An 18,016-nucleotide genomic window follows, 5' to 3' on the forward strand; every position below is an offset into this window, starting at 1 on the left:
TTTTATTCAATCAGGATCTTCAAATATTCGCCTTTAAAACTCTGGTTTAAAGCTGTCATTTCAATCGGTGCACCGGAACCATCCGGTACAACCTCAATCGACGCTTTTCCATTTGCCATCTTTATCGATTCACTCCCAGTTGGTGTTCCTTGATTTTTTAAGGTTTTTCCACCTTTTAGGCATTGAAAATAAACGCTTTCTTCATAATCCAGGCAACGTAAATTATTATTATCAATTGCAATTGCCGTAACCAGATAATTGCCATTTTTTAATTTTTGAGAAGACAGTTGTAACGAAGTCGCTGTATCATTTTTGTTGAAACGATAGTTTACTTTTAAAGTATCTGAAACCGTTTTCCCATCTTTATTTTCACCAATGGCAACCAGAATATTGTCTCCTTTTTTAAAATTGACATCCCAGGTTAAACCATTTGCAGGATATAGCGAAAGATTTCTCAATTTTTCACCAAGTGATTTTCCATCGTGGTATAAAGTTACTTTCTCACAATTGCTGAAAACACTCAGTGTTCTTGGTGTATTTTCAGGTCCCTGACGCTCGGTCCAGGTATGCGATTCGATGTACGTAAACGGTTCTTTGCTCCAATAGCTTTTAAAAACATAATAAGCATCTTTCGGAACTCCGTTTCTGTCCACCAATCCTTTTTGGTTCATGTACGGAATATCATCTTCAGGTCGCAATGGCGTTGCAAAATCCTTAAACGCCCATTGTACGTTGCCCACAAACGTTGGATCATTCTCGGATATGTGCAAATGCCAGTCGAATAAATCAACGATATAATTCTCGCTCCAATCTCCAATTTGTGCAATATTTGCTACTTTGGTTTGTACGATGGCTTCTTCCCAGCCTTCGGCCTTTATGACGTTTTCACCTGTAACCGGATTTTCGCTGTGACGTCCCACATGACTGTCTCCGCCATATTCGGCATGTATGAAATGTTTGTATTCTTTCTTGTAAACATCGATCGCTTTTTGATAGCTTTTATAACTTCCGGAATACCAGCCAGACCAGATAGAAGGGGAGAAGACATCCACAATCTGAGACCCTTCATAATACTTTCTGATAGCCGTTTTTCTGGTCGGATCAAGTTTGTGTGCGAGGTCGTTTAATTCGGTTAAAAAAATATTTGTTTTTTCTGTATTATCTCCGTCGGGAAAATCAGGAAGCCAGTTCATTTCATTCCCCAAAGACCAGATTATAATACTTGGGTGATTGTAATTTTGACTGATGATTTCTGTCAGCATATTTTTGGTGTTTGTTTGCCAAAGTTCACCGCCAATTCCGCCACGACACCAAGGCAATTCATCCCAAACCAATAGTCCAAGTTCATCACAAGCTTTATAAACTTCGGGATCTTGTGGATAATGTGCGAGACGAACAAAATTAGCACCCATATTTTTGATGGATTTCATATCTGCCCAATGTTGTTCATTGCTCATTGCAGCGCCAACACCCGCTTGTTCTTCATGGCGATGTGTACCGCGAATCAATAATCGTTTTCCATTCAGATAAAAGGGACCATGATCTTTAAACTCAAACCATCTGAAACCTACTTTTTCGTTTACACTGTCTTTGATTTGGTTTTTCTCGGATAAAATAGCGGTAACAGAATATAAATTCGGATTATCTGTATCCCACAATTCCGGATTTTTGATGTTTTCAAAAGTTATATTTGATGTTTTATCTGAAACCGGAATCGTTTTACTGCCTACTTTTTTCCCTTTCGGATTTTTAAGAATCACTGTTAATGAGAGATCCTTAGCATTTTCAGGATTTATTGTCGAAGCCAGAATTTGTACTGAAGCCTTTTTAGCAGAAACTTCAGGAGTAGTAATTTTGAGATTATTGATATGATTTTTGTATTGAGATAACAGCCAGACATCTCTTGTAATTCCGCCGTAAATAAAGAAATCGCTCTTTTGTGACGGAATTATTTCGATGTCATAACTATTATCCACGCGTACAAAAACATCGTTGTTCCCTTCTTTTATTAAGTTGGTAATATCAATAGTAAAACCAATGTAGCCACCAATATGTCCGCCGGCTTCTTTGCCATTTACATACACTTTTGTAGTCACATTTGAACCTTCAAAATATATAGAATAACGTCGGTTTTTATCTATTTGAGAAATATTCAATTTCTTTTGATACCAGCTTGCATCGCGTCTATATCCCGGATTTAAATCGGTGGCGTCTTCGGCGTTCCAGCTGTGTGGTAAATTTATGTTGTTCCAGTTTGTAGCTTTTTGAGCTTCGGAAAGGGTAGAAGTATGATTTTCTAAATACAGCCAATTGTCATTAATATTCATTTTTGTCTGAGCAAAACTGCTGCTCAGACAAATCTGAAAAAAAACAAAAAGTGCAAAAGTAAAAAATGTGTTATTGTGCTGCGGTTGGTTTCTCATTGCTTATAAAGCTTTTTTTTAGGTTCAAAGGTTCAAAGGCTCAAAGGTTCAAAGGCTCCGAGGTTCAAAACCTTTGTCTCTTTGCACCTTTGTCCCTTTGCAACTTATTTGTTACTTTTTTCTTAATAATGCCTCCAGAAAATAGTAATCGGCATAGATTATAGGTTCGTCAATTTCGTCGTGTTTTGGCCAGTTTCCGGTGCTGTGATCTAAAATAAAAGGCGCTTTTACAGCATCACTTAAAATGTATTTATCTGAATTTAAAGAAGTGATTATTTTATCGGCGAAAGCCAAATAAGTTTTATTTTTAGTATAACCGTACAATTCATATAAAGCAGATGCAATAACGGTTGCAGCAGAAACATCGCGTGCCGAATTTGGAATAGCAGGATCTTTAAAATCCCAATAAGGAATTCCATCTTCAGGCAAATTTTTATTGGATATGAAAAACTTTGCGGTCGCTTCGGCTTGTTTTAAATAAGCCGGATCTTTGGTATATCGGTACGACATCGTAAATCCGTAAACGGCCCAGCCTTGTCCGCGTGCCCAAACAGAGTCATCATTATAACCCTGAAGTGTTGTTTTCTTTCTTACCGCTCCTGAAGCTGGATCATAATCGATAACGTGATAACAGCTATTGTCTTCCCTAAATTGATTTTTTAAAGTGGTATTGGCATGTTGGATCGCAATCTCCTGATATTTTTTATTTCCTGATAATTTTGAGGCTTCAAAAAGCAATTCTAAATTCATCATATTGTCAATGATTACCGGATAATCCCAAATTTCTTTGTTGAAATCCCAGGATCTGATGGCACCGACTTTGGCATTAAAACGCGTGCATAATGTTTCGGCACCTTTAATAATGACGGCTTTATATTCTTCTTTGTTTTCCACTTTTAGCGCTTCTCCAAAACTGCAAAACACTTTGAATCCAACGTCGTGCGAATTACTATTTACACTTTCTTTTTTACTAAAAGGCGTCCATTTTTCTGCCTGATTTTTATAAGCTTCATTGCCTGTCAATCGGTACAATTGCCATAAGTTTCCGGCAAAGAATCCGCTTGTCCAGTCTCGTGAAGGAACTTTTTTAATTAAATTGGTTTTTATGGTCATGCTGCGTGGCATTGACATTGAGTCAACCGGATAATCGAGCAGCATTTTATATCTTTTCTCCAGAAGATTTTCCGGAGCTGATGTGGTTTTGGTCTGAGAATTAATCCCGGATTTGCACGATGCCAGTAGTGCAAATCCAAGAATTAAAACTGATGAATTAAATTTATTCATACTTACTAATTAATTTTTTGTTTTAAATTAAAAATTGAGAATTAAAAATTAAAATCTACTGAACCTTGCTTCACCTGTTCGCTATCGAGTGAGCAGATTTCTCAGAGTTGTCATTTCGACGAAGGAGAAATCACACTAGAAACTCGACAAAGATTGGCGATTTTGCATGAGGAACTTCTAGTGTGATCCTTCCTTCGTCAGGATGACAACATGAGTTTTACATAATTACATTTTTCAAAGATTTTTAATTTTTAATTCTAAATTTTTAATTAATCTACTGTTTTAATAACCAGGATTGTTCGGTTTTAAATTAGGATTTATGGCTAATTCAGTTCCTGGTAATGGAAATAAATAATCTTTGTTTGGGTCAAAGTTTGCATGTGGTTCAAAACCATTTGGTCCAAATACTTCCGGTCCGTTTTTCAACCTTTTGATGTCATACCATCTTATATATTCAAAAGCCAATTCTAATCTTCTTTCATTAATAACCATTTTCTTAAAATCGGCTTTAGAAAGTCCCGGAGTTACATTGGCAGGAAAAGAAACTTGTTTCCCTGCTTTATTTCTCGCTCTTGCACGCACTCGGTTTACATAACCATCAGCTTCTGTGGTTCCGGGTGTAATTTCATTTAAGGCTTCAGCAGCAGTCAGTAAAACTTCAGCATAACGCATCGTGATATAATTGTGTTCTGATGTTCTTCCGTTTGCACCGGCTTTTCCCGGAAAACGATAATATTTAGCAATATGCGGACGAGGTGCTTTTTCATTATCGCTTGAAGGATAAATCTGTAAAGCTCCGCCTGGACCGGTTTTCTTTCTTATAATGGTATCAAAACTTACCGCTCTTCTGTAATCTCTTTTATCCCAGTCATTAAACACTTTTAAAGAAGGAACTGCTACAGAAAATCCCTGTCCGTAACTATAACTGTCGTCTTTTAATGAACCTGTAAAAAATGCGGTATAATCCTGGCCGTAATTTCCTGATACTAAGTTATTAAAATCAATTGTGAATAAGGGTTCTTTTAATGAAGCCGCTTTTGTAGCGTTAAATAAATCCTGAAAATCAGCATCCAGACCTAAACCGAATTTAGCTTCATTGTTAATGACATATTTAGCTTCGTCATACGCTTTTTGATAATTTCCTAATGTTAAATGAACCGATGCCAAATAACCTGCAGCAGTACCTTTTCCCGGAACCGCTTTTACTTTTGGTTTGTCTTCCAGCCATTGTTTTGCAAATTCTAAATCGGCTATAATTTTAGCATATACTTCAGCTTCTTTGGTTTTGCCTAACGTATTTACCTGATTAACATCGTTTACAACAAAATCAACGTACGGAATATCTCCAAAAATCCGAACCAAATGGTAGTAAGCAAAAGCTCTTGCAAAATAAGCCTGAGCTACAATGGCATTTACTTTTGCAGGATCTCCAGGTGTTTTTTTAGCACCTTCAATGGCCTGATTTGCTGCAGTGATAATGATATACGATTGTGGCCAAAAGTTGGCAACCAGTGCGTTGGTATCATTCATCGTCATATCATTTACATCGATACGCGCGGCCTGAGTGGTTCTGTCACCAATATCAGCCATGTCATCTCGCAACATCAAAGCGATTGTAAATTCTCTTCCCCAATAATTATTGTGGGCAATGTTGGCAAAAGCTCCGTTTACAGCAGCTTGCAGGTCATTTGTATTGTTAAAAAAGTTATCAGGGCGAATGATTCCTACCGGCTTTTCTTCAAGATCAGAGCAGCCAAAAGCGAATATTCCCAAGAAAAATAAGGCTATATATTTTTTCATAATATGATTCTGTTAAAATTTTAAATTGAAACCGAAAGTGAATGTTTTCACGTTTGGATAACTTCCATAATCCAATCCTAAGTTGGTATTACTTCTGGCGTTAGTGTCGTTTAGGTAATTTACCTCAGGATCTGAACCCGGATAATCTGTAATAGTCCAAAGGTTCTGCGCACTAACGTAAAAACGAACTTTGCTCAATCCCATTTTCGAGACCACTTTATCATCTAAACTATATCCAATAGAAACGTTTTTCAAACGGATGTAACTTGCATCATAAACAAATCTTGAAGTAATTCTTTTGGTTCTTGCTGCATTTGCTGGAACATTTGTATCCGTATTTGTTGGTGTCCAGGCATCTAAAACCTCAGTCGTTGCATTATTGTTTCCTGAAGCCAATTCCATTAAAGTATAATTTAGAATTTGGTTTCCTTCTGAACCCTGAAAGAAAATATTCAAGTCCAAATTTTTATAAGTGAAATCATTGTTCAATCCGAAGATGAAATCCGGGTTTGGATTCCCGATAATTGTTTTATCATTCGAATCCAGTTTTCCGTCACCATTTACATCCCTGAATTTTTCACCACCTGCAGCCGTTTCAAAATTCCCCGGAAGTACAGTTTCTCCTTGCTGAATTACACCATCATAAATAAATCCAAAGAAAGAACCAACCGGCTGACCAACTCTCAGGATCTGAGATTCTGTTGCAAGGAAATGCCCTGGTGCAGAGTTGATTAATAAATCTTTATTATCAGCTAATTTCAATACTTTATTCTTGTTTGACGAAATATTAAAATTCGTAGACCATGTGAAATCTGCTCCAATAAAGTTTTTAGTATTGATACCTAATTCCCAACCTTTGTTTTCTAATTCTCCCACATTTTGAAGCTGAGAAGCAATTCCTGAAATTCCAGGCAAAGGTCTGTTGAACAACAAATCCTTAGTAATTGTTTTGTAATAATCTGCCGTAAGACTGATTCTGTTATCGAATAAACCTAAATCAATTCCGTAATCCTGTTGATACGATGTTTCCCATTTTAAGTTCGGATTATCCAAAGACGTTAACTGAACCGCATTTACAATTACGTCACCACTGACATCATAAATTTCTGAGAATCTCGATAAAGTAGAGTAGGCACCAATCGATGGATTTCCGGTTGCTCCGTAACTCGCTCTCAATTTAAGGTTTGAAACTGTTTTGTTATCTTTTAAGAAGTTTTCTTTAGCAATATTCCAACCCACGGCTCCGGAAGGGAAAGTTCCGTATTTGTAGTTTTTACTGAAACTTGAAGAACCGTCACGACGTGCTGTGAAAGTGAATAAGTATTTATCATCGTAATCAAAATTCAGCCTTCCGAAAGCAGAAATTAATTCTGTTTCAGATAAACCTGAATCTGGTTTTAAAAATACTGTTCCGGCACCTAAATTATGATAAGAATTGGTGTTCGTAAGAAACCCTCTTGACGCGGCATACGAATTTTCGTTGGTATTTTTTTGATATGAATAACCTCCAAGAACGGTTAAAATTCCTTTTTGGATAATTTCTTTTTTATATGTCAAATAATTCTCTGTTAAGAAAGAAGAAAATCTGGTGTTGTTTACAGAAGCTTCTCCTTTGATGTTTTTTCCTGCAATTAAAGTAGATGGAATATATCTTCCGGTTTGAGAATTAGATTCTGTTAATCCTAACGTAGTTTTGAAATTTAAATCTTTAGTAATCTGATACGAAGCGAAGAAATTACTTCTGTTGGTAATATTGATTACTTCCAGAATATTTTCCATTGCAGTAGCATACGGATTGTCAATATCATCTCCAATTGGAGCTGTAGTTGTATAAGAACCATCTGCATTATAAATTCCTTTATCCGGCATAAAACGGTAAGCAGCAGCAATTACACCCGCAGCACCAGTTCCTCCGGCTCCAGTCTGGCTGATAATTCCGTCTTTGTTTTGTTTGCTGGTGAATAAATTTAATCCCACTTTAAACTTGTCGCTCAAATCAGCTTCAAGGTTACTTACGATCGTGTATTTATCAATTCCTGAATTAATAACAACTCCATTTTGATTGTAATAATTTCCGGAAACATAATATCTGATTTTGTCTGAACCACCTGAAAACGATAATTGTGAATTTGAAATCATTCCGTCACGATAAATAACATCCTGCCAGTCTGTGTTTGCTCCGCCTGAAGTGTGCGTTGTAAAACTTTTTCTGTAAGCCACAAATTGATCTCCGTTAAGTAAATCTAATTGGTTGTTTACCGATTGAGTCGAAGTCGAATTGCTGAATTCAATAACCGGTGCTCCCGGTTTTCCTTTTTTAGTCGTAACCATAATAACCCCGTTCGAACCTCTTGATCCGTAGATAGCCGTAGCCGATGCATCTTTTAAAATCTCAATAGAAGCAATATCCTGAGGAGCCGGCATAGAAGCGCCTGCAAAACCGTCAACCACAATAAGGGCATCTCCACTTGCATTGATCGATGTTCCGCCACGAACCCTGATTTTTACCGGAGCACCTGGCTCACCACCATTATTCGATTGTACAGAAACCCCTGCAGCACGACCTTGTAAAGCCATTTCTGCATTTAATAAAGGATAAGCTGTTAGCTCTTTTGCTGTTACTGAAGATACAGAACCTGTAATGTCGCTCTTTTTACGGGTACCGTAACCTACAACGACAACTTCGTCAAGATTTTTAGTATCTGCTTTCAAACTTACATTTACAACTGTTTTATTTCCTAACGGAACTTCTACAGTTTGATATCCTACATAGTTGAAAACTAAGACAGCATTTTTTTCTGAAACGATTACAGTGTAATTCCCGTCCATATCTGCAGATGCTCCAACAGAAGATCCTTTGATATAAACATTTGCACCAGGAAGGCCAAGTAAATCTTCGCTGGAAGTAACTTTTCCGGTGACTTTTCTTTCCTGTGCATTCATCACGATATTGACTAGTAAGAAGAGTACCGGAAAACACCATTTAAGCGATTTAATTGTTTGGTTTGTAAACATTCATTTTTTGGTTTTAAGGTTAATGTTAGATAAAATAAAAAAGCAATAGACTCATTCCGATTATTAGCAGCATGAAGAGGATTTGCAGCAATAAGAATTTTGTTTTCTTGATTTTCATAAGGCAAATGTAGGTTGCGAAAACGATATAGAAATACAAAAAAGGGTATCTAAAAATACAGATACCCTTTTTTAAGCCTTGAAAACAGTAGATTTTTTAAATTACCGACATAGGTTTTGAAAATTTGTCAGCAAATTGCGACGGAGTCTCTCCGTACTTTTTCTGGAAGCATTTGCTGAAATATTTCGGATTATTAAAACCAACTTTATAACTCACTTCAGAAACATTAAGTTTGTTTTGTTCTAATAATTGAGCAGCACGTTTTAATCGTATTTCATGAATAAATTCGTTTGGCGTGTAGTTCGTCCATGCTTTTATTTTTAAGAATAACATGGTTCGGCTCACACCTAATTCGGAACAGAAAAACGGAATATCAAATTGTTCATTTGAAATGTTTTCTTCGACAATTTTAAATGCCTTTTTTAATAGTTCTTCATCCAAAGAAGAAACTGTAATTTCCGACGGTATAAAATTATCCTCGCTTGCGAATTTGTTTTTCAGTCTTTCTGTTGAATTCAAAAGATTTTTAACGCGAAGTTTAAATTCCATTAAATTAAAAGGTTTACTGATATAATCATCGGCACCACTTTCTAGTCCTTCAAATTTATAAACTAATGATGATCTGGAAGTCAGTAATATGACCGGAATATGACTTGTTTTTAGGTTTTCTTTTATTTTTGAACAAAGTTCTGTCCCAACCATTTCGGGCATAATAACGTCACTAATAATCAAATTCGGAACAAATTGTAATGCTTTTTCAAAAGCAATTTTGCCGTTTTCAGCCTCAATAATATTGTATTCTTTTTTGAGTAAATTTTTCATGAAGGTTCGTAAAACCTTATGATCTTCAACCAGCAGAATAGTTTGTTTTTCAGTACTTACAACAAAGTCTTCGATATCTTCCGGTTCTGTTATTTCTGCAGTTTCCAGTTGATTCGTGTATTGAACAATGTCATCACTAATTTTAAAATCCTGAATAATTTCATCGTCTGAAAGATGGGCACGGCCTAAAGGTAGCGTTACTTTAAAAACAACACCACCAGTTTCTTTGTTCGTTACATCAATGTTTCCTTTGTGAAGTTTGACAATGTTTTTTACGATTGATAAACCAATTCCGGTTCCTTTATTATAGTTTTTCTGAACATTGTTGTGCAACGGAACTTCAAAAAACAAATCAAAAATTTTGTCAATATGCTCCCCGGCAATTCCGGCTCCTGAATCTTCTACGGCAATAAATAAGTTTTCGTGATCGTGATTGATTTTGATGTTGATAGTTCCACCTTTTGGCGTATAACGAAATGCATTCGAAATCAAATTATAAAAAACACGTTCGAGTTTATAGCGATCAAAATAGACCAGAATCTCATCTTCAGAAGCTTCAAAAGTATAATCATAACCGCCGTCTTTGGCATATTCTATAAAAGACAAAAAGATTTCTTTGGTGAATTTTACAATATTTCCATTTGCCGATTCTAATTTAACCTGATCGTTTTCGAGTTTCCTGAAATCCATCAAACGATTAATCAGACTCAAAAGATGATTGGCACTTCCTTCGATAACCAACAACTTTTTATACATTTCATTCGTCCCGTTATAATTGGATAAAATTTGTTGCAACGGTCCTAAAATCAAAGTTAAAGGGGTTCTGAATTCATGCGAAATATTAGTAAAGAAATCCAGTTTTGCCCTGTTGTTTTCTTCAATACGTTTGGTTTCAAGGTACTCTAATTCGAGTTTTTGTTTCAATCTGGCTTTCGATTTCATAATCCAGATCAAACCGTATAAGGCTGAACCAATTATAATTCCGTACAATAAAAACGCCCAGATACTGCGCCAAGGAGCTGGTTTTACAACAACAGTCAGGGTAGTGGGAACTCTATTCCAAACGCCATCATTGTTAGCGCCCCGTACTTCAAAAACATAAGTTCCCGGATTCTGAATCGCATAAATGGCTTCGGTATTTTTGGTAATGGTCCAGTTATTTTCCAGTCCGGTTAAGCGGTAACTGTATTGGTTGTTTTTTGATCGAATGTAATTCGGAATCGCAAAATTGATCGAGAAATTGGCTTTGTCATAATCCAATGTGATGTTTTTTGTATAACCGATGCTTTTCTCTAAAATTTCTGTCGAGTCCTGAGGATTAATCGTTTCATTTTTGATTTTCAAATCAGTAATTAAAACCTGAGGTACATATTGATTTAAAGAAATTTTTCTGGCATCAAAATAAGTGGCTCCGGACGGACTTCCGAAATAAAACTTATTGGCATCTAATTTTAAAGCGGAATTGTCATTAAATTCATTGCTCGCCAAACCGTCTTTTTGATCGTAAATCACAACTGTTTTTCGGGTGGTACTGTATTTTATAATGCCCTGATTGGTGCTGATCCAAAGGTTTTTGTCATTATCTTCTAAAATAGAGTGTATCGATGTGATGACCGTATTTCCTATTTTAAGATTTATTCTGTTGAATTTCTTTCCATCAAAATAATGCAATCCTTTTGCTTTTGTTCCCACCCAAATTTTATTTTGAGAATCCTGAAACAACGTCAAAATATCATCACCTGCTAAAGCTGCAGCATCAAAAAAGAAATGTTTGATAGCATATTTATTGGGCTGAAAATTTTGAAGCCCAATAAGATTTAGTCCGTTTTGAGTTCCCACCCAAAGTCTTTTTTGTTTGTCGACTAAAATTGTTCTGACGATATTATTGGTTAAAAAATTCGGTTTTGTATTATCATTTCCAATAACCTGAAAAGTTTTAGATATTGTATTGTACCGAATCAATCCTTTGCTAAAAGTACCAATCCACAATATGCCGTTTCCTTCTGTTTTGATGGAATAAACGCCTGTGTCTTTCAATAAATCATTTAATTCAGATGAAATTCGGTTGTCTTCAATTCTTTTAGAAATAGTGTTATAGGCCGAAATTCCTTTGGAGAAAGTTCCCATCCACAAAATATGATCTTCAGCAAGACACATCGATTTAATATCGTTTTTAGTCGTTTGCCCGCTTTTGCTGTTGATGTAGCTCGTAGCTCCGGTAGTTGCATTGTAAATTGTGATTCCGCCGCCTTCAGTTCCAAAGTAGACGTTTTTATTTTTATCAGCAATAATCGAACTTACGACATCAAAGCTCATCGGAATCTTTTTAGAATTCTGATTGTAGTTAGAAAAGTTCACATTCGAAACATCCCAGATATTCACACCCTTGTAATAACAGCCAATCCAAACGGAACCTTTTTTATCCAAAAAAACCGATTTTACTTTATCAATTCCGTTGTTATTGTTGCTGTTATTTATTTTTTCAATGCTTTTATCCTGACCCAAAATATAAATTCCGTCATAAGCGCCAATCCATAAAGAGCCTTCTTTGTCAATAGTTAAAGCGCGGATATCAGTGTTGAGTTCACGGTGCTTTTCAGCAGATAAAAAAGAAATATATTTGTTTGTAGCAGGATTAAATTTTAAGAGTCCTTTGTTTTTAGTTCCAACCCAGATGTTATTGTCGCGATCTTCAGCAAGTGCTTGTACCGTCAACAAATCAGTAGTATTTAAAGGGTAATTTTTAAACGAAAATTTTCTGTTTTTTCTATTCGTCAGTACACACAAACCTTTTGTCGTTCCGATCCAGATTTGACCCTTTTTGGTTTTTAAAATACTGAGAATATTATTGCTTGGAAGCGTTGTATTGTCGGTATCAGAATGAAATGTAGAAGTAAATTGTCCCGTTTTCTTATTATAAACAGTCAACCCTTTCGACGTTCCAAACCACATTTCATCACCAATTTCTTCGATACTCCAAATGGCATTTCCGCTTATCGTGTGATTGGTTTTAGTGTGCAAATATCTTGTAAAAGTATTGGTAACAGGGTTATAACAATTCAACCCGTTATATGTCCCGACCCAAATCTTTCCTGAATTGTCTTCTTCAATAGCCAAAATATCATTGTTGCTGATAGACAATTTATTAGCAACATCATTTCTGAAAATCGTAAAGTGACTACCGTCATATTTATTAAGTCCGTCGCGTGTACCAAACCACATTTGCCCAAATTTATCCTGATGAATGGCAATAACAGAACTCTGCGAAAGCCCGTCAGTCGTAGAAATATTTTTGAGACGATATTTATTTTGGGAGAATATATTCCCGGAAATAAATAATAAAACCAGAAAAGCTATTTTGTATTTCATGGTGATTTTTTTTAAGGTGCAAAGCAACAAAGGTTTTTAATCTCAAAGTCGCAGAGTCGCAAAGTTTTATCTCATTTTTGTCATTTCGACGAAGGAGAAATTCTCGCAAGTAACTCCGTTACTAAAAGCCAATCTTTGTAGAGCTTCTCGCGAGGATTTGCTTCGCCAGTCGCTATCGCTCGAGTCTCCTTCGTCGAAATGACAAACTACGCGCTTACTAATTACATAAAAAAACTTTGCGACTTCGCGACTTTGCGAGATTATTTTTTAAGCGCCTTTGCAATTGATAATCGTACAGCGAAGGAATTTTATCCAAGGATGTATTTAAAAATTCAATATAAGGATCAGGTTCGTATTTTACTTCGAATTTAGCATTACCGTTTACGCCAATAATTCTCGCGAATGGACCATCTTTCATTCCGTATAATAAAACCGGTTTTGCACTATCAGCTGGTTTTTCAACCTGAACATTTAAATTCCAAAACGTACTGAAAGGTCCGTGTGACGGTTTCCAATAATCAGCGCCTCCACCGCCAAACAATAGGTAACTATTGTTTTTATCCGGATTGATATGAACTGTAATATGGTCAAATAAATTTTGATGATTCGCTCCTGAATGCTGATCTAATAAAGGTTCAGCAAATATTTCACAATTCTGATATACGTTTTTTGTAGCAAACGTATTGAAGCTCAAAGGGTGAACTGTTTTATTATAAATTTTAAGATTCTTTACCAAAATATTATGTACACCGCCTAAAGTTACGGTATAATGTGCCATATGTGGTCCATCAGTTACAATATCCTGAATCGTAACATTGGAATCTTCTTCCGCCAGAATCCCGCTGTCTGAATTTGTGATAACAATATCTTTAACCCAACTATTAAATAAACGCGTTAAAAATATGGCATTATTCCCCGGTTCAACATGATGCGCCACTCTCGGAATATCAGGAAAAGTAAAGCGGATATGTTCAATACCCACTTCGTTTAAATGTTTCCATTCCACCAATTGCGCCTGATAACCTGGTTTTATCGCAATGGTCAAAGGTGTTTTGATGGTAATTTTTGAATTTGAAAATTTAGTAATTTCAACTTGTTGTCGCACGATTGGCAATTTTGGGAATTTCCAGTGATGAGAACCCGGTTTTACCTTGGCTCCTTTATATAAATCATTAATGATTTCTCCACTTTCTCCGTCTTTATTGAATAATTGAAGTTCGACAATATCACCAACTTTCAATCCTTTTACTTCAGAAACATTTATGACGTGTTCGCCCATATTTCCCGAACTCACTTTCGCCAAAACATTTGGAGTCGGTTCATATTTATCCAAATACGATTTTACACGTTCATTTGGCACCTGCGTCCAGATAAAGCCACCTGACCAGGCATATTGCGAAAAAGGCAAATCGATATTATTTTCAGCTTCGCGTTGTCTTTTATCAAAAGTGGTTAAATATTCGCGAAGTTCTGCAAGCGATTCAGGATCTTTAAGATACATCATCGGTCTTGGGCAGTAAATCTCGGTTCCGTTTTCATCTGAACCTGCGCCGCGAAGTACGAAATTACTTCTTTCGATGTATAAAATTTCACTGAGAATAATTCGGCCTGCAGGCAATTGCAGTATTACATTTCCTTCAGTTGAATTAGCTGCTTTTATAGCTTTTAATAAAGCTTTGGAGTCATCTAAACCATCATTTGCTTTTACGCCAAAATCTGTAGCATTAATTATTTTTCCAGTTGATTCCGGAATTTGGCTTTCGCCGAAATGATAGCCCGCATAACTAAAATCAGGAAGATAATTTGTTTTTGAATCGGTTAGTATTTTTGGTGTTTGTTGCGCCATTACAATACTATTTACAAAAAGACTGCAACAAATAATAATGGTTTGATGGTTCATGGTTTTGTGGTTATTGGTGGTAGTTAGTTTTTTGTTTGCCATTTGCCATGAAGGCACTAAGACACAAAGGTTTTTTAGCGTAATCTTGTCATTTCGACGGAGGAGAAATCTCCGCAAGTAACTCTACAAAGATTGGGTATTTTCTGTGCGGAGCTACTTGCGGAGATTTGCTTCGCCAGTCGCTATCGCTCGAGTCTCGTTCCTCGAAATGACAAACTAAATGTTAGACTATTAAAAAAATCTTTTCAATCCTTTAATCTGTGGCTATAAATAAAAACTTCGTGCCTTAGCGTCTTCGTGGCAAAAAGCAAAAACTTTATAAAGTTCTTTTAATCCCCAATTCAAGCCCTCGTAATTCGGCTAAACCTCTTAAACGCCCAATGGCAGAATAACCCGGATTTGTCTTTTTCTTTAAATCATCCAGCATCTGGTGCCCGTGATCCGGACGCATTGGCAATTGGCTGTTATTTCTTTTTTCTACTTCGATAATGGCTTTTACAACTTCATACATATCCACATCGCCTTCAAGATGATTGGCTTCGTAGAAACTTCCTTCTTCATCTCGTTGCGTACTTCTTAAATGAATAAAATTCATTTTATCACCGTGACGTCTTACAATTCCCGGTAAATCATTATCAGCTCGAACGCCATATGAACCCGTACACATTGTAAATCCGTTTGATTTAGACGGAGCAGCATTCATCAATTCTATTAAATCTTCTTCCGTACTTACGACTCTTGGTAAACCTAAAATAGGGTAGGGTGGATCGTCAGGGTGAATTGCCATTAAAACGCCTTTACTTTCAGCAACCGGAATAATTTCCTTTAAAAAATGGAAAAGATTTTTCTTTAAAGCATCTCTGTCAATATGATTATAAGCGCTCAAAGTCACCAGAAAATCCTCTACAGAATAGGCTTCTTCAGCACCCGGCAGTCCTGCCAAAATGTTTTGTTGTAATTTCACCTTATCTTCCTCCGTCATGGCGTGAAAATATTTTGTAGCCTTTTCGATTTGTATCGACGAGTACTCTCTTTCTGCTCCGGGTCTTTTCAAAATAAACAATTCAAAAGCAGCAAAAGCATTAATGTCAAAACGCAAAGCTTTTGAACCGTCTTTCACTTCATAAGATAAATCAGTTCGTGACCAATCCAGAACTGGCATGAAATTATAACAGATGCATTTGATACCGCACAAGGCCAGATTTAGAATACTTTCTTTATAATTTTCAATGTATTGAAGATAGTTTCCTGTTTGTTTTTTGATGTCTTCGTGAACCGGAATACTTTCTACAACTGACCATGTCAAACCGGAAGCACCTTTTTTAGGATCACCGTTTTCATGTTCAATTTCAACTTTTCGTTTAATGATTTCTTCAATTTCCCATACTTGTCCGTTCGGAATATGATGTAATGCAGTAACAATTCCGGTAGCGCCGGTTTGTTTAATATCTTGTAAAGAAACCGGATCGTTTGGTCCGAACCATCTTAATGTTTGTTCCATTTTTATTCGTTTTTTGTCCTGCAAGGTTTTCAAAACCTTGTAGGTATTTATTAATTTTTTCAGGAGCTATTTCCCGCTATCCGTTTCAATCTTTTGTGCCGAACCCCGTCACAAAAGGATTTCCACTACTATCGGGGCTAGGGTACTCATTTTCATAATTCGGTTTCTCATTTCATTAAATCTCAATTTGTATGAAGACGAGTATACCTAATTCAATTTTAAATACTTGTAGCGGCAAATCCACCGTCTACTACTATAATGGTTCCCGTTACAAATTTGGACATGTCACTGCATAAAAATAAAAGCGCACCGTCAATATCTTCCGGTTTTCCAAATCTTCCCATCGGGGTATGATCAATAATTTTTTCACCTCTTGGTGTTAATTTTCCTTCCGGAGTTAACAATAAAGCTCTGTTTTGTTCTCCAATGAAAAAACCCGGAGAAATAGCATTGACACGAATTCCTTCTCCATATTTTGAAGCCAGTTCAACCGACATCCATTTGGTGAAATTATCAATTGCCGCTTTTGCTGCCGAATAACCAACTACACGCGTTAAAGGTCTTTGTGCCGATGTTGATGAAATATTGATAATATTTCCCTCTTTTTGTTTTGCAAAAAGTTCAGAAAAAACCTGTGACGGAAGCATTGTTCCAATGATATTTAAATCGACTACTTGTTGTAAATCGTTTGTTTTCATATCATAAATAGCCTGATCAGGTTGTATCGTAGCTCCCGGCATATTTCCTCCTGCTGCATTGATCAAAATATCAAGACGGCCGTATTTTTCTACAATTAAATCTTTTGCTTTTTCCAGTTCTTCTTTGCTTAAAACATTGGCTTGTACAGCAAAAGCTTTTCCGCCATTGCTTTCTATGGCCGCTACAGTTTTATTGGCTTTTTCAATCGATTGAGACACAATTCCGACGATTACGCCTTGTTTAGCCAAAACGTTTGCAAAGTTGCTTCCCAATACACCTGCACCGCCAGTAATAAGAGCAATTTTTCCTTCAAGATTAAATATTGGATTCATTTTTAAGTTTTATGATTATATATTTTTTAAGCACCTCTATACTTAAATTTCATGTTTAATTTTCAGAACAAATTCCAAATTTTAAATTCCAATTTTCTCAAATTCCAAATTCCAAATTAAAAAAAGAGCTGCGTTTATTGTTTCAAGTTTTAAAAATTGGAATTTGGGATTTCAAATATTGGAATTTTGGAGTTTGTAATTTTTAAGGTTTGGAATTTGGAATTTCGAATATTGGAATTTCTCTTTTTAAAGTTTGACTTTAATAACAATTTTTTTCAATATTCCTTCACCAATCATGGCAGCGTGAACATCTGTTGGAAATAAAATTGCAAATTGTCCTTCCTGCAATTCAAAAAACATATCTGGTTTGTCATGGAAGAAGCGAACATCTCTTTCGTCGCTATACTCTCCATTTGGATTCACACATTTTTCTCTTGGTTTCCAGGCGAAGGTTTCAGGCCCTTTTAGCGAAATCTGAATGTCGATGTTTTGATCATGACATTCAAAACCTTTTATACTTTCTTCTTTAGTTGTTCCTTCTCCTGAAATCACGATTACTTTTAAACCTTCTGCAATTTCAAATGCCCCATCTTCAAGATTAATTAAATCATTTTGACTCAAATAATCAAATGCTTTTTTGAAATTTGGATGTAACCCACAATATTTTGCGGCATTACTTAAAACATCTATAATCATATTTTAAATTTTCTATTTGGTTTTTTTACAGAGATATTATTTTATTATGCAAACAAA

At 35.9% G+C, this 18,016-nt stretch carries 9 protein-coding genes; all 9 read right to left on the minus strand.

Going from position 1 to position 18,016, the window contains the following annotated elements:
• Positions 1–2: 2 nt before the first annotated feature.
• Positions 3–2,423, minus strand: coding sequence for a glycoside hydrolase family 2 protein (locus tag IHE43_RS12330; RefSeq protein WP_192184156.1), 2,421 nt, complete (start codon positions 2,421–2,423; stop codon positions 3–5).
• A gap of 111 nt (positions 2,424–2,534) precedes the next feature.
• Entirely contained in the window at positions 2,535–3,707 is a 1,173-nt protein-coding gene (locus tag IHE43_RS12335) for a glycoside hydrolase family 88 protein (RefSeq protein WP_192184157.1), read from the minus strand.
• A 282-nt stretch (positions 3,708–3,989) separates the two neighbouring features.
• Positions 3,990–5,507: a RagB/SusD family nutrient uptake outer membrane protein gene (locus tag IHE43_RS12340; protein WP_192184158.1), complete on the minus strand. Its 1,518-nt coding sequence runs from the start codon at positions 5,505–5,507 to the stop codon at positions 3,990–3,992.
• Between the two features lie 12 nt (positions 5,508–5,519).
• Positions 5,520–8,522 carry a TonB-dependent receptor gene (locus IHE43_RS12345; RefSeq protein ID WP_192184159.1) on the minus strand — a complete coding sequence of 1,001 codons (3,003 nt, stop codon included), beginning with the start codon at positions 8,520–8,522 and terminating at the stop codon, positions 5,520–5,522.
• Between the two features lie 214 nt (positions 8,523–8,736).
• Complete coding sequence (locus tag IHE43_RS12350) at positions 8,737–12,831, minus strand: two-component regulator propeller domain-containing protein (protein ID WP_192184160.1); 4,095 nt, start codon at positions 12,829–12,831, stop codon at positions 8,737–8,739.
• A gap of 217 nt (positions 12,832–13,048) precedes the next feature.
• Positions 13,049–14,731 (minus strand): glycosyl hydrolase family 28-related protein, encoded by a 1,683-nt coding sequence (locus IHE43_RS12355; protein ID WP_192184161.1) that lies wholly within the window; start codon positions 14,729–14,731, stop codon positions 13,049–13,051.
• A 316-nt stretch (positions 14,732–15,047) separates the two neighbouring features.
• A complete protein-coding gene (uxuA, locus tag IHE43_RS12360; protein WP_192184162.1) occupies positions 15,048–16,232 on the minus strand; it encodes a mannonate dehydratase in 1,185 nt (394 codons plus the stop codon).
• 218 nt (positions 16,233–16,450) lie between these two features.
• On the minus strand, positions 16,451–17,263 hold the full coding sequence (locus tag IHE43_RS12365) for an SDR family oxidoreductase (RefSeq protein ID WP_192184163.1): 813 nt from the start codon (positions 17,261–17,263) through the stop codon (positions 16,451–16,453).
• Between the two features lie 246 nt (positions 17,264–17,509).
• Positions 17,510–17,959: a YhcH/YjgK/YiaL family protein gene (locus IHE43_RS12370; RefSeq protein WP_192184164.1), complete on the minus strand. Its 450-nt coding sequence runs from the start codon at positions 17,957–17,959 to the stop codon at positions 17,510–17,512.
• Between the last annotated feature and the right edge of the window lie 57 nt (positions 17,960–18,016).

Origin of the sequence: Flavobacterium sp. MDT1-60 (assembly GCF_014844035.1) — a bacterium.
Taxonomy (GTDB): Bacteria; Bacteroidota; Bacteroidia; order Flavobacteriales; family Flavobacteriaceae; genus Flavobacterium.